The sequence below is a fragment of the Microbacterium galbinum genome, assembly GCF_023091225.1.
Classification (GTDB): domain Bacteria; phylum Actinomycetota; class Actinomycetes; order Actinomycetales; family Microbacteriaceae; genus Microbacterium; species Microbacterium galbinum.
On the sequence record NZ_JAHWXM010000002.1, the window covers coordinates 42,740 to 56,623 of the forward strand.

The window sequence follows — 13,884 nt, forward strand, 5'->3', positions numbered from 1 at the left end:
GGGAGTCGTCAAATGGATCCCCCTGCTTCTCGCTAGGCTGGCAACCATGCCTGCTATCGCCAAGGTGCTCATCGCCAACCGCGGCGAGATCGCCGTCCGCATCATCCGCGCCGCCCGGGATTCCGGAATCGCCTCGGTCGCCGTCTACGCCGACCAGGACCGTGACGCGCTGCACACGCGACTCGCCGACGAGGCCTACGCACTCGGAGGCGCGACGAGCGCCGAGACGTACCTCCAGATCGAGAAGATCCTCTCCGTCGCCCGGCGCGCCGGTGCCGACGCCGTGCACCCCGGCTACGGCTTCCTCGCCGAGAACGCCGAGTTCGCCCGCGCCGTGACCGGTGCCGGACTCATCTGGATCGGCCCGTCGCCCGAGGCCATCGAGGCCCTCGGAGACAAGGTCACCGCGCGCCACGTGGCGGAGAAGGTGGGCGCCCCGCTCGCCCCCGGCACGCCCGGTCCGGTCGAGACCGCCGACGAGGTCGTGGCCTTCGCGAAGGAGTTCGGCCTGCCGATCGCCATCAAGGCGGCCTACGGCGGCGGCGGGCGCGGCCTCAAGGTTGCCCGCGAGCTCGACGAGGTCGCCGAGCTGTTCGAGTCGGCCACGCGCGAGGCCGTCGCGGCCTTCGGTCGCGGCGAGTGCTTCGTCGAAAAGTACCTCGACAAGCCTCGCCACGTCGAGACCCAGTGCCTGGCGGACGCCGAGGGCAACGTGGTCGTCATCTCGACCCGCGACTGCTCGCTGCAGCGTCGCCACCAGAAGCTCGTCGAGGAGGCGCCCGCGCCGTTCCTGACCGACGAGCAGAACGCCCAGCTCTACGCCGCGTCGAAGGCCATCCTCAAGGAGGTCGGCTACGTGGGCGCCGGAACCTGCGAGTTCCTCATCGGCGCCGACGGCACGGTCTCGTTCCTCGAGGTCAACACGCGCCTCCAGGTCGAGCACCCGGTCTCCGAAGAGGTCACCGGCATCGACCTCGTGCGCGAGCAGTTCCGCATCGCCGCCGGCGGCACGATCGACTACGCCGACCCCGAGCCCCAGGGTCACTCCTTCGAGTTCCGCATCAACGGCGAGGACCCGGGTCGCGGCTTCCTCCCCCAGCCGGGCCCCGTCCACGTCTTCAAGACCTTCGGCGGTCCCGGCATCCGTCTCGACTCCGGTGTGACCGCCGGCGACGCGGTCTCGGGCGCCTTCGACTCGCTGCTGGCGAAGATCATCGTCACCGGCAAGGACCGCGAGGAGGCGCTGGAGCGCTCGCGCCGCGCGCTCGACGAGTTCGAGGTCGCGGGTCTCCCCACCGTGCTCCCCTTCCACCGCAAGGTCGTGCGCGACCCCGCCTTCACCGCCGAGAACGGCGATTTCGGCATCTTCACGCGCTGGATCGAGACCGAGTTCGTCAACGACATCCCCGCGTGGGACGGCGAGCTCGAGGCCCCGGCACCGGGTGCCGGTCGCCACACGGTGGTCGTCGAGGTCGCCGGCAAGCGCCTCGAGGTCAGCCTGCCCGACCGCGTGGCCGTCGCCGCCGGCAGCGCCGGGCGCCCCGCCGCCGTGCCGCCGGCGCGTCGCAGCCACGCCACGACCGCCAACGCGGGCGCCTCGGGCGATGCGGTCAAGTCGCCCATGCAGGCGACCGTCGTCAAGATCGCCGTCGAGGAGGGGCAGCAGGTCGTCAAGGGCGACCTCGTCGTCGTGCTCGAGGCCATGAAGATGGAACAGCCTCTGCAGGCCCACAAGGACGGCGTGGTCGGCAACATCAATGCGGATGCCGGTGCCACCGTCTCCGCCGGGCACCAGCTGCTCACGATCAGCTGACCATCCCCCGAACACGCGAAAGGCGCCCCACCGAGGTGGGGCGCCTTTCGCGTCGTCCGCTCAGGAGATGTTGAACAGGTGCATCGCCCGGCTCGCGTCCGTGATGCTGCTGGACAGCGAGGGGTACGCCGCGAAGACGCGCGAGACCTGATCGACCGTGAGGCGCCGCTCGACGGCGATCGCGATCGGGTAGATCAGCTCGGAGGCCTTCGGGGCGACGATCACGCCGCCGATGACGGTTCCCGACCCCTTGCGGGCGATGAGCTTCACGAAGCCGTCCTTGATGCCCATCATCTTCGCGCGCGGGTTCGCCGCCAGCGGGAGCTTGTAGACCATGCCGTCGGCCACGCCGTCCTCGACGTCCTTCTCGGAGTACCCGACGGTCGCGATCTCGGGCGCGGTGAAGATGTTCGAGGTGATCTTGATCTGCTCCAGCGGGATCACGATGTCGCCGAGAGCGTGGAACACGGCCGTACGGCCCTGCATCGACGCGACGGAGGCCAGCGGGAAGAAGTTGGTGCAGTCGCCCACCGCGTAGATGTTGGGGACCGAGGTGCGCGCCACGCGGTTCACACGGACGTGCCCCTGCTCGGTGAGCTCCACGCCCGCCTCGGCCAGACCGATGTCGGCGGTGTTGGGGATGGATCCGACCGCCATGAGGCAGTGGCTGCCGTCGACCGTGCGGCCGTCGGAGAGCGTGACGGTGACGCCGTCCTTCGTGGTCTCGACCTTATCGGCGCGGGCCTTCGAGAGCACGGTCATGCCACCGCGCTTGAAGACCTTCTCGAGCACGCGGGCGGCATCCTGGTCCTCACCGGGAAGCACCTGGTCGCGACTGGAGACGAGCGTCACCTTCGCACCGAGGTTCATGTACGCGGAGGCGAACTCGGCACCGGTGACACCCGAGCCGACCACGATCAGGTGCTCCGGGAGGGACTTCATGTCGTACAGCTGCGTCCACGTGAGGATGCGTCGGCCATCGGGCTTGGCGGATTCCAGTTCGCGGGGAGCCGCGCCGACCGCCACCACGATGGTGTCGGCCTCCACGCGGTCGAAGTCGGTGCCGCCCTGACCGGTCGAGACGACGATCGCGTCGGAACCCTCCAGCCGCCCGTGACCGGAGAGGATGCGCACACCCGCCTCGAGGAGGGTCGCCCGCATGTCCTCCGACTGCTGCCCGGCGAGCGCCATCAGGCGCTTGTTGACGGCAGCGAGGTTGATCGCGATCTCGGGCTTGAGCGGCTTGCCCTTCTCGCCCTTCGCGTAGAACTGCACACCGAGGTCGCTCGCCTCGGAGATCGCGACCGCGGCATCGGCCGTCGCGATCAGGCTCTTCGACGGCACGACGTCGGTGAGGACTGCCGCACCGCCCACGCCGACGCGCTCGACCAGGGTCACCTCGGCTCCGAGCTGAGCGGCAGCCAGGGCCGCCTCGTAACCGCCGGGACCGCCGCCGAGGACGGCGACGCGCTGAGTGCGCTCGAAAGGGGTGGAAGACATGAAAGCCATTCTTCCGCAATCTTGGCAGCCGAGCCGTCACCTTCCTAGAGTGGAGCCTATGTCCGAGACTCACAGCAACCCCCTGGACGACCCGAACGCCAACCCGTTCGAGGTCGCCGCCACCGCCGCCGCCGACATCGCCCGGCTGACCGGCGTCGAGAAGCACGACATCGCGCTCACGCTCGGCAGCGGTTGGGGCAAGGCCGCCGACATCATCGGCGAGACCGTCGCGACCATCCCCGCGACCGAGGTGACCGGCTTCTCGAAGCCCGCGCTCGAGGGCCACGTCGGCACCCTGCGCAGCATCCGCACCCCCGACGGCAAGAACGTCCTCGTCATCGGCGCGCGCACCCACTACTACGAGGACCACGGCGTCCGTCGTGTCGTGCACAGCGTGCGCACGGCGGCGGCGACCGGCGCGAAGATCATGGTGCTCACGAACGGCGCCGGCGGCATCCGCGAGACCTGGACGCCCGGCCAGCCGGTGCTCATCAGCGACCACATCAACCTCACCGCCGACTCCCCGCTCGAGGGCGCCACCTTCATCGACCTCACCGATCTGTACGCGAAGCGCCTGCGCGACATCGCCCGCAGCGTCGACCCGAGCCTCGACGAGGGCGTCTACACGCAGTTCCGCGGCCCGCACTACGAGACGCCGGCCGAGGTGCAGATGGCGAAGGTCATCGGCGGGCACATCGTCGGGATGTCGACCGCTCTCGAGGCGATCGCCGCTCGCGAGGCGGGCATGGAGGTGCTCGGCTTCTCGCTGATCACGAACCTCGCCGCCGGCATCCAGAAGACGCCCCTCAGCCACGCCGAGGTGATCGAAGCCGGCCGCGAGGCGGAGCCGGTGATCTCGGCCCTCCTCGCCCGAGTGGTCGAGGCGCTGTGAGCGAGGAGCGGCTCGCCCAGGCACGCGCCTGGATGCGCCAGGACCCCGACCACGAGACCCGCGACCAGCTCGCCGGGATCATCACGCGCGCGGCGAGCGGCGAGGAGGCCGCGCTGGCCGACCTCGACGACCGCTTCGGCGCCCGCCTGGCCTTCGGGACGGCGGGTCTGCGCGGCGAACTCGGGGCCGGGAGCAACCGCATGAACCGGGTGCTCGTGACGCAGGCCGCCGCGGGCTTCGCCGCGTATCTGCGCGAGCGCTCGGGAGGCGCGACCCCGACCGTGGTGATCGGCTACGACGGACGCCGCAACTCGCGGGTGTTCGCCACGGACTCCGCCGAGATCTTCGCCGGCGCGGGACTGCGTGCCGTGCTGCTCCCCCGTCTGCTGCCCACACCGGTGCTCGCGTTCGCGGTGCGCCACCTCGGTGCGGATGCCGGGGTCATGGTGACCGCGAGCCACAACCCGCCGAACGACAACGGCTACAAGGTCTACCTCGGCGGCGCCGACGAGGGCTCGCAGATCGTCGCTCCGGCGGACGCCGAGATCGCGGCATCCATCCAGCGCATCGCGGATGCCGGCAGCATCGCCGCTCTCCCCCGCTCGACCTCCTACGAGGTCGCGGGCGAAGACGTCGTCGATGCGTACGTGGCCGCCACCGCCGCGGTCGCCCCCGCTCCCGCGAGCGCATCGGGCCTGCGCTGGGTGTACACGGCGATGCATGGCGTCGGGTGGGAGACCTTCGCGCGCATCGTGACCGCCGCGGGGTACCCGCGGCCCGCCGTCGTCGGCGAACAGCTCGCGCCGGACGCGACCTTCCGCACGGTCTCCTTCCCGAATCCGGAGGAGCCGGGAGCGATGGACCTCGCGTTCGCGCGTGCCCGTCGTACGAACGCGGACTTCATCCTCGCCAACGACCCGGACGCCGACCGCCTCGCCGTCGCCATCCCCGACGACTCTGCCCCCGAGGGCTGGCGTCGCCTGACCGGCAACGAGGTCGGCCTGCTCCTGGGCGCCCGCGCCGCGCGCGCCGCCGCCGGTACGCCCGGCGCAGCGCTCGCGTGCTCACTGGTGTCGTCGCCGGGCCTCGGCGCGATCGCCGCGCACCACGGCCTCGACTTCCACGAGACGCTCACGGGGTTCAAATGGATCTCCCGTGCGCCCGGCATCGTCTTCGGTTTCGAGGAGGCCCTCGGCTATCTCGTGAACCCCGAGACGGTGCGCGACAAGGACGGCATCTCCGCAGCCGTCGCGATCCTCGGCCTCGCCGCCGAGGCCCGCGACCGCGGCGCATCGATCGCGGATCTGCTCGCGGAACTCGGCGACACCTACGGGCATTTCTCGAGCGGTCAGGTCTCGATCCGCGTCGACGATCTCTCGATCATCGGGCGCGTCATGCTGGCCCTGCGCACGCTGCCCCCGGTCCAGATCGCCGGCCGCCCGGTCGCCTCGGCCGAGGATCTTCTGCACGCAGCCGCGGGTCAGCCCTCGGGCGATGTGCTGCGCTACCGGCTCGACGACGGCTCACGGGTGATCGTGCGCCCGAGCGGTACCGAGCCCAAGCTCAAGGTGTACATCGACGCCGCGGGTGCCTCGGCCGACGAAGCCCGCGCAGCGGTCGCCGAGATCGAGACCGGTGTGCGGGAACTCCTCGACGAGCGCTCCTGATCCCTCACGACGGCGCGTGGCCCCTCGGGGCCGCGCGCCGTCGGCATACCCGGATACGATCGGATCATGCCGACCCGCCACGTCATCGTCAGCGCGCACAACGGAGTGCATGCCCGACCCGTCGCCGAGATCGTCCGTCTCGTGCAGGCGCACGGGGCACCGGTCACCCTGCGCACCTCGGACGGGACGACCGTCGATCTGCGCAGCGTGCTGGCCGTGATGGACCTCGCGCTCGGCACGGGCGATGCCGTCGAGCTGCAGACCGCGGCGGGTCCGGGTGCCGATGAGCTGCTCGACGAGCTGGCGGCCGTCCTCGCGCCGGCGAGCTGACCCCGCTCCGCTGTCTGCGGTGATGACGGCGAGGCCGTTCAGCCGTCGATGACGGCGACGAGCTCGTCGAGGAAGGCCTCGAAGGTCGTTCCGCGGCGCACGATCCGCTGCACGCTCTCGCGCTCGCTGAAGACCTCGACGAGCTGCTCGAACACGGTCTGGAACGCCGCGCGATCGCCCTCGCTGAAGGCGGCGAGCGCGACCACCTGCACACGCCCGTCCGCCCAGGCGGCCGATCCGTCGGCCACCCCGATCGCGATGGCCGTGCGCGTCGCGGTCATCTGCAGCGCATGCGGCACGGCGAGTGCATCGGTGAACGCGGTCGACGACATCCGCTCGCGCACGATGGTGTTCTCGACGTAGTCCTCCCCGATGACGCCGGTGTCCACGAGCAGTCCTCCGAGGCGTCGGATGATCGCCTCCTCGCCCTCGTCGGGCAGCGGGTGCACGAAGGCATCGGCATCGAAGTACTGGGCGAGCTCCTCGCGCAGGTGCGTGAGCCGGCGACCGCGGCGGATGCGACCGGCGGCCTGCTGCACGCGCTCGACGTCGGAGTCGGTGAAGAACGGATGGATGCGCACGAAGCGGTCGCCGGTGAGGGCGGGCTCGATCGTGCTGAGCACGAGGTCGGTGTCGAACGACGACCAGTCCGGGTCGACGCTGGTCACCACGCTCGTCACCTCGATCGCCGAACCGAGTGAGCGGTCGACGCTCGATCGCAGCAGCTCGTGCAGCTCGTAATACCCCGGGCAGACGATGGTGGCGGTGAGGATTGACGCGGCCTTGCGGCTGCGTTCGAGCCGTCCGCCGACGTGCATGGCGATGTAGGCGATCTCGTCGTCGTGGATCGGGGTGCCGAGGCGGTCGTGCAACCCCGAGGCGATCGACACCGCGACCTCGAAGATCATGGGGTACGAAGTCTTCAACGAGCGCGTGAGCGGGTTGCGGGCGAAGGCCTGGCCCTGCGCACGCCGGAGCAGGTTCTGCACGTGCAGCGAGAGGCGGAGCACGAACGAGTCCTCGACGAGGTCGACGTCGTACTCGGCCGCAGCCCGGGCGAGCTCGGCGCGCACCGCGTCTTCGACCCCGGCCTCCACGCCGCTGCGGGCGACCTCCCGCGTCGCCTCCTCGCCGGGAGCGACGACCCGGGTGAGCACGAGCGAGGCGAGGTGCCGGCTGTCGCCTTCCCCCAGCTCGACGCCGAAGTGCTCGGTCGCCAGGCGTGAGATCGTCTCCCCCACCCGCGGGATCTCGTCGTGCGCTCCGGTCGGGACGCCCGCGATCGCGTAGCCCGCGGCGACGCGGTCCGTCGCGATCGCGATGTGCAGGAGCACGTCCGAGATCGCGAGCTCGTTGACGAAGTAGCCGAGCCTTCCGAGTTCGCGCACGAGCGCCGACTTGAACGGGCCGACCGCCTCGGCCGACATGCCCGTGCCGGCGAGCGCACGACGGAACGTCTCGGGGTGGAACGACGCGGCATCCATCTCGTCGTGGGCGAGGCGCGAGATCAGCCGGCGCTGCTCCTCCTCGGTGCCCTGCAGGCGCACGATCTCGCGATCGCGCTCGAGCACGAGGTCCGTGCCGTCGAGGAGGCTGCGGACACGGGCGAGATCGGACTCGAGGGTCGCCTCGCTCACGTGCAACCGCTCGGCGGTCGCGTAGATGTCGATGCCGTCGGGCTCGTCGAGGAGCATCCGCACCACGGCGTGCAGGCGATCGCGAGGAGCGGACTCGCCACCCGACCGCGCGCGCAGCGCATCGCGCGCGGCGGGGCCCGCGCGATAACCCGCGGGACCGGACTCGACGGCGTCGCCGCCGACGCGGGCGTTGAGGGCGGCGACGTACGAGCGGATGCTGCGGGGCGTCACCCCGACCAGATCGGCGAGGCTGGCAGCGGTCGCCCACGATCCCCGACGCAGCAGAGCGGTGAGGATCTGGTCCTGGCGCTGGCGCGACATGATCCTCCCTCTGCTCGTCGTACGTGCGCGACTTCTCTGTGCGCCGCCCTCCCATGATGTCAGGCCGCGGCCGGAGCAGGGGCCGGAAGCGGGGTTCCGCAGGGGCGGAAAGGATCCTGTTGGCACGCCACCCCGGTCTTTCACAGACTGTTCTCAGGAAGGTGGAATCGATGAGGATCCTCATTGTGTGCGGCGCGGGTGCGTCGAGCACGTTCGTCGCACAGCGACTGCGGCGCGCCGCATCCGACGCGGGTCTCGAATGGGATGCCGTCGCCGGAGTGGAGTCCTCCGTCTTCCCCGGCGCACAGGATGCGCTCCTCGTCGGCCCGCACCTCGCGGACCGGGTGGACGCCCTGCGCGCGAGCGCCGGGGTTCCCGTCGCCCTCCTGCCCGCCGACATCTTCGCCGACCGCGACGGGGAACGGACGCTCGCCCTGGTGCGCGCGCTGCTCGCCGCGGAGACCACCCCGAAAGGAACACCATGACCGTTTCACGCACCGTTCGGATCGGCTCCTCCCACGGACTGCACGCGCGCCCCGCGAAGCTCTTCGCGCAGGCCGCCAAGGAGGCGGGCATCCCCGTCACGATCGCCAAGGACTCCGGCAAGGCCGTCAACGCGGCCAGCATCCTCGGGGTCATCGCCCTCGCGATCGAGCACGGCGACTACGTCACCCTCACGGCCGACGGCGACAGCGCGGAGGGTGTGCTCGACACGCTCACCGAACTGCTGACCACCGACCACGACCAGGAATCCTGATGAGCGAGCTGCGCGGAGTCGGCATCGGGCTCGGCGTCGCGCAGGGCCCGGTCGTGCGCATGACCGAGGCGCTGCCCGCGCCCGACCAGACGCCCAGCACCGTCGGCGCCGAGGCGGAGCGCACCCGCGTGCGCGAGGCCGTAGCGGTCGTCGCCCAGGAACTCACCGCCCGCGGCGAGGCGGCGGGCGGGTCGGCCCAGGAGGTGCTCGAAGCCCAGGCGATGATCGCCGAGGACCCGACGCTCCAGGACGAGGTCGACGAGCGCATCGACGCCGGCGCCACCGCCGAGTGGGCCGTGCACGACGCCTTCGCGGGATTCAAGGCCACGCTCGAGGCCGTCGGCGGCTATCTCGGCGAACGCGCCGCCGACCTCGACGACATCGCCCAGCGGGTGCTCGCTCGCCTGCGCGGTGTCGAGGCGCCCGGTGTACCGAACCCGGGGCATCCGTTCGTCCTCGTGGCGCGCGATCTCGCGCCCGCCGACACCGCCCTGCTCGATCTCGACCAGGTGCTCGCGCTCATCACGAGCGATGGCGGCCCCACCTCGCACACCGCGATCCTCGCGCGTGAGAAGGGCATCGTCGCGATCGTCGGAGCGACCGAGGCAGCGGCTCTCGCGACCGGCACGACGGTCATCGTCGACGCCGCGGCAGGGATCGTCACCGCTGACCCCGCACAGGACGCCCTCGACCGCGCCGCCCAGCGCGCCGCGGAGCGCGCCTCCGCCGACGCTGCACCCGCGACGCCGGGAGCGCTGGCCGACGGCACCGCGATCCCACTCCTGGCGAACCTCGGCAAGCCCGCGGATGCCGCGGACGCCGTCGAGCGCGGCGCCGAGGGCGTGGGGCTCTTCCGCACCGAGTTCCTGTTCCTCTCGGCCACGCAGGCGCCCACGATCGCTCAGCAGCGCGAGTCGTACCGCGAGCTGCTCGCCGCGTTCCCGGGCAAGAAGGTCGTCGTGCGCATGCTCGACGCGGGCGCCGACAAGCCCCTCGCCTTCCTCAACGACGCCCACGAGGAGAACCCGGCACTCGGGCTCCGGGGCCTGCGTTCCCTGCGCGCGAGCGAGGACATCCTGCGCGAGCAGCTCACGGCCCTCGCCGAGGCGGATGCCGCCACCTCCGCCGACCTGTGGGTCATGGCGCCGATGGTCACGACCGTCGAGGAGACCGCGTACTTCACCGGCCTCGCCCGCGAATACGGGCTGAAGACCGCCGGCGTCATGGTCGAGGTTCCGGCGAGCGCGCTGCTCGCCGACCGGGTGCTCGCGCACGCGGACTTCGCCTCGATCGGCACCAACGACCTGACGCAGTACACGATGGCGGCCGATCGCCTGCTCGGATCGGTCGCGAGCTTCCAGGACCCCTGGCACCCCGCGGTCCTGCGCCTCGTGCGCGAGGTCGGGGCCGCAGGTTCTCGTCTCGGCAAGCCCGTCGGCATCTGCGGCGAGGCCGCCGCCGATCCCCTCCTCGCCATCGTGCTCGTGGGCCTCGGCGCCACGAGCCTCTCGATGGCTCCCGCAGCGCTGGCGGACGTCCGCCACGCGCTCTCCGAACGCACGCTCGACGAGGCCCGTAACCTCGCCGAGCTCGCACTGGCGGCGGACGACGCCGCCGGTGCACGCCTGGCCGTGGTGGAAGCATCCACGGCCCTCCCTCCTCACCAGAAAGAGACGACATCATGACGACGACGTCACCAGCCCCCGCGAAGGCGAACGGGCTCCGAACGGGCGTGCAGCGTTTCGGCACGTTCCTCTCCGGCATGATCATGCCCAATATCGCGGCGTTCATCGCGTGGGGCTTCATCACCATGCTGTTCATCCCGGCCGGGTTCTTCGGCGCCAAGAGCCCCTTCGGCTGGCACTGGGCTCCGGTGGCCGAGATCATCGGCGGCGGCGGAGACTCCGCCGTCATCGGATGGCAGGGGGCCATGACGGCGGTCGCCGAGGGCGCCGACGGCAACATCTTCGCCTACGTCGGTCTGGTCGGACCGATGGTCACGTACCTTCTGCCGCTCCTCATCGCTAACACCGCGGGCCGCATGGTCTACGGCGAGCGCGGTGGCGTCGTGGCGACCATCGCCACCATGGGTGTCATCGTCGGAACCAACATCCCGATGTTCCTCGGCGCGATGATCATGGGCCCGATCGCGGCCTGGATCACGAAGCAGATGGACAAGCTGTGGGACGGCAAGATCCGCCCCGGCTTCGAGATGCTCGTCAACAACTTCTCGGCCGGAATCCTCGGCATGATCCTCGCGATCGTCGGCTTCTTCGCCTTCGGCCCGGTCATGCTCGGCATCAGCGCCGTGCTCGGCGCGGCGGTCGACTGGCTCGTCTCGCTCAACCTGCTGCCCCTGGTCTCGATCATCGTCGAGCCGGCGAAGGTGCTGTTCCTCAACAACGCCATCAACCACGGCGTCTTCACCCCGCTCGGCATCGAGCAGGCCGCCGAAACGGGCAAGTCGATCCTCTTCCTCATCGAGGCGAACCCCGGCCCCGGCCTCGGTCTGCTGCTCGCCTTCACCTTCTTCGGTGTCGGCGCGGCGAAGGCCTCGGCTCCGGGCGCGGCCGTCATCCAGTTCTTCGGTGGTATCCACGAGATCTACTTCCCGTACGCGCTCAGCAAGCCGACCACCATCCTCGCCCTCATCGCGGGTGGCGCGGCCGGTGTCACGACGAACATGCTCCTCGGCGGCGGTCTCGGCTTCCCGGCCGCACCGGGAAGCATCATCGCCGTCACCGCCGGAGCGATCGGCTCGGGCGTCGGCAACCTCGTCGTCGTCTACCTGTCGGTGCTCATCGCCGCGGCCGTGACCTTCCTCATCACGGCCGTCATCCTGCGGGCCTCCCGCAGGCGCGACCTCGAGGCAGAGGGCGACACCTTCGGCGCCGCGATCGCACAGACCGAGGCCAACAAGGGCAAGTCCTCCGCCGCGATGGACGCACTGCGCACCTCGAGCGGCGCAGCCGACGGTGGCACGGCCGTCGCGACCGATCGCCGCATCGAGAACGTCGTGTTCGCGTGCGACGCCGGTATGGGCTCCTCCGCCATGGGCGCGAGCGTCCTGCGCAACAAGTTCAAGAAGGCGGGCGTCGAGGGCGTCACGGTCACCAACCAGGCGATCGCGAACCTCGACGGAACGGCCGATCTCGTGATCACGCAGCAGCAGCTGACCGATCGCGCGAAGGCCCAGTCGCCGAACTCCCTGCACGTATCGGTCGACAACTTCATGAATTCCCCGAAGTATGAAGAGGTCGTCGAGATGGTGCGCGCCCAGCGCGACACCGACGCGTGACACACCCCGGTGGGCGGATGCTGCGGCATCCGCCCACCGGACCATTCTCAGAAAGGAAACATCATGAGCGTTCTCACCCTCGACCAGATCCGGATCCACCCGGGATCGGCGACGCAGGAGGAGGCCCTGCAGGAGGCGACCGACATCCTGGTCTCGGTGGGCGCCGTGACCCCGGCCTACGTCGACGCGATGCGTCAGCGCGAGGAGACGGTCTCGACCTTCATGGGCAACGGTCTCGCGATCCCGCACGGCACCAACGAGACCAAGGACGCGATCCTCGCCTCGGCCCTCTCCGTCGTGCGCTACGACGGCGGCGTGGACTGGGCGGGCGAGCCGGCGACGTTCGTGATCGGCATCGCCGGACGCGGGGACGAGCACCTCGAGATCCTCTCGCAGATCGCGATCCTGTTCTCCGACGAGGACGACGTCGCGAAGCTGACGGCGGCGCAGACCCCCGACGAGCTCTTCGCCCTGCTCTCGGCGGTGAACGAGGGATGAAGGCCGTCCAGTTCGGCGCCGGCAACATCGGCCGCGGGTTCGTGGGCCTCCTGCTCCACGAGGGCGGCTACGAGGTCGTCTTCTCCGATGTGGCGGATGCGCTCGTCGATGCGATCAACGCCGTCGACGCGTACACGGTGCACGAGGTCGGGCCGGGGGGCGTCGACCGCACCGTGACCGGGTTCCGGGCCGTCAACAGCAAGACCGATCCGGATGCCGCGGCCGACGAGGTCGCCACGGCCGACGTCGTGACCTGCGCGGTCGGCCCGACCGTCCTGCGCTTCATCGCGCCGACGATCGTCGCGGGTCTCACCCGCCGCTCCCCCGACGCCGCGCCGCTGGTGATCATGGCGTGCGAGAACGCGATCGGCGCGACCGATCTGCTCCGCGCCGAGATCGAGAGCGCCGCGGGCGCCGACGCGCGCGAGCTGCTCGCGAAGGCCGTGTTCGCGAACACGGCCGTCGACCGCATCGTGCCGGCCCAGCCCGAGGGTGCGGGAGTCGACGTCACGGTCGAGCCGTACTTCGAGTGGACGATCGAGCAGGGCCCGTTCGGCGGCTCGCTGCCGAGCATCCCCGGCGCGCACTTCGTCGACGACCTCGACCCATACATCGAGCGCAAGCTGTTCACCGTCAACACCGGTCACGCGGCCACCGCGTACTTCGGCGCCCGCGCCGGCATCGACCGGATCTCCGACGCCCTCGCCGATCCGCAGATCGCCGCGGCGGTCGGCGCGGCCCTCGAGGAGACCTCGGCGGTGCTCGCCGCGACCCACGGGCTCGACCCGGCCGATCTGGCCGAGTACCGCGCGACCATCCTCGAGCGCTTCCGCAATCCGGCGCTCGTCGACACCGTGCAGCGCGTCGGACGCCAGCCGCTGCGCAAGATCTCGCGGCACGAGCGGTTCATCGGACCTGCCGCCGCCGCCGCCGAGCACGGCCTGTCGACGGACGCGCTCGTGGCGGCCATCGCCGCGACCCTCGAGTTCGAGGATGCCGAGGACACCCAGGCCGTCGAGCTGCGCCAGCTGCTCGGCACGCTGGACGCGCAGACGTTCACGACGCGCACGACGGGGCTGGAGCCGCAGCATCCGCTCTTCGTCGCCGTCGAGGCGGTCGTGGCCGCCCGACAGGACGCTCTCCGCGCCGCCTGATCCATCGATCGCGGACG

General features: G+C 70.8%; 12 protein-coding genes. 10 read left to right on the plus strand and 2 right to left on the minus strand.

What is annotated here, in order from left to right; genetic code table 11:
- Positions 1-46: 46 nt before the first annotated feature.
- Positions 47-1,813, plus strand: a complete 1,767-nt coding sequence (locus KZC52_RS14310; protein ID WP_247624814.1) for an acetyl/propionyl/methylcrotonyl-CoA carboxylase subunit alpha — start codon at positions 47-49, stop codon at positions 1,811-1,813.
- Between the two features lie 60 nt (positions 1,814-1,873).
- On the opposite strand, the gene KZC52_RS14315 is transcribed toward KZC52_RS14310, so the two are convergent.
- Positions 1,874-3,322, minus strand: coding sequence for an NAD(P)H-quinone dehydrogenase (locus KZC52_RS14315; RefSeq protein WP_247624815.1), 1,449 nt, complete (start codon positions 3,320-3,322; stop codon positions 1,874-1,876).
- 49 nt (positions 3,323-3,371) lie between these two features.
- Here KZC52_RS14315 and KZC52_RS14320 point away from each other — a divergent pair, with 49 nt between their 5' ends.
- The 3 genes from KZC52_RS14320 to KZC52_RS14330 all read left to right on the plus strand — a co-directional run bounded on the left by KZC52_RS14320 (position 3,372) and on the right by KZC52_RS14330 (position 6,202).
- Positions 3,372-4,205 carry a purine-nucleoside phosphorylase gene (locus KZC52_RS14320; protein WP_247624816.1) on the plus strand — a complete coding sequence of 278 codons (834 nt, stop codon included), beginning with the start codon at positions 3,372-3,374 and terminating at the stop codon, positions 4,203-4,205.
- Positions 4,202-5,872: a phospho-sugar mutase gene (locus KZC52_RS14325; RefSeq protein WP_247624817.1), complete on the plus strand. Its 1,671-nt coding sequence runs from the start codon at positions 4,202-4,204 to the stop codon at positions 5,870-5,872. Before KZC52_RS14320 ends, KZC52_RS14325 begins: the two co-directional genes overlap by 4 nt.
- A 66-nt stretch (positions 5,873-5,938) precedes the next feature.
- Complete coding sequence (locus KZC52_RS14330; RefSeq protein ID WP_247624818.1) at positions 5,939-6,202, plus strand: HPr family phosphocarrier protein; 264 nt, start codon at positions 5,939-5,941, stop codon at positions 6,200-6,202.
- A 38-nt stretch (positions 6,203-6,240) separates the two neighbouring features.
- Here KZC52_RS14330 and KZC52_RS14335 read toward each other — a convergent pair whose 3' ends face one another.
- On the minus strand, positions 6,241-8,160 hold the full coding sequence (locus KZC52_RS14335) for a BglG family transcription antiterminator (protein ID WP_247624819.1): 1,920 nt from the start codon (positions 8,158-8,160) through the stop codon (positions 6,241-6,243).
- Between the two features lie 170 nt (positions 8,161-8,330).
- Between KZC52_RS14335 and KZC52_RS14340 the strand changes: the two genes are divergently transcribed.
- The 6 genes from KZC52_RS14340 to KZC52_RS14365 all read left to right on the plus strand — a co-directional run bounded on the left by KZC52_RS14340 (position 8,331) and on the right by KZC52_RS14365 (position 13,867).
- Positions 8,331-8,645, plus strand: a complete 315-nt coding sequence (locus KZC52_RS14340; protein WP_247624820.1) for a PTS sugar transporter subunit IIB — start codon at positions 8,331-8,333, stop codon at positions 8,643-8,645.
- Entirely contained in the window at positions 8,642-8,917 is a 276-nt protein-coding gene (locus tag KZC52_RS14345) for an HPr family phosphocarrier protein (protein ID WP_247624821.1), read from the plus strand. Before KZC52_RS14340 ends, KZC52_RS14345 begins: the two co-directional genes overlap by 4 nt.
- Positions 8,917-10,602: a phosphoenolpyruvate--protein phosphotransferase gene (ptsP, locus tag KZC52_RS14350; RefSeq protein WP_247624822.1), complete on the plus strand. Its 1,686-nt coding sequence runs from the start codon at positions 8,917-8,919 to the stop codon at positions 10,600-10,602. The genes KZC52_RS14345 and ptsP overlap by 1 nt, the downstream gene beginning before the upstream one ends.
- Entirely contained in the window at positions 10,599-12,215 is a 1,617-nt protein-coding gene (locus KZC52_RS14355; protein WP_247624823.1) for a PTS mannitol transporter subunit IIBC, read from the plus strand. The genes ptsP and KZC52_RS14355 overlap by 4 nt, the downstream gene beginning before the upstream one ends.
- Before the next feature lie 63 nt (positions 12,216-12,278).
- Positions 12,279-12,713, plus strand: a complete 435-nt coding sequence (locus KZC52_RS14360; protein ID WP_247624824.1) for a PTS mannitol transporter subunit IIA — start codon at positions 12,279-12,281, stop codon at positions 12,711-12,713.
- Positions 12,710-13,867, plus strand: a complete 1,158-nt coding sequence (locus tag KZC52_RS14365; RefSeq protein ID WP_247624825.1) for a mannitol-1-phosphate 5-dehydrogenase — start codon at positions 12,710-12,712, stop codon at positions 13,865-13,867. The genes KZC52_RS14360 and KZC52_RS14365 overlap by 4 nt, the downstream gene beginning before the upstream one ends.
- The last annotated feature ends 17 nt before the right edge of the window (positions 13,868-13,884 follow it).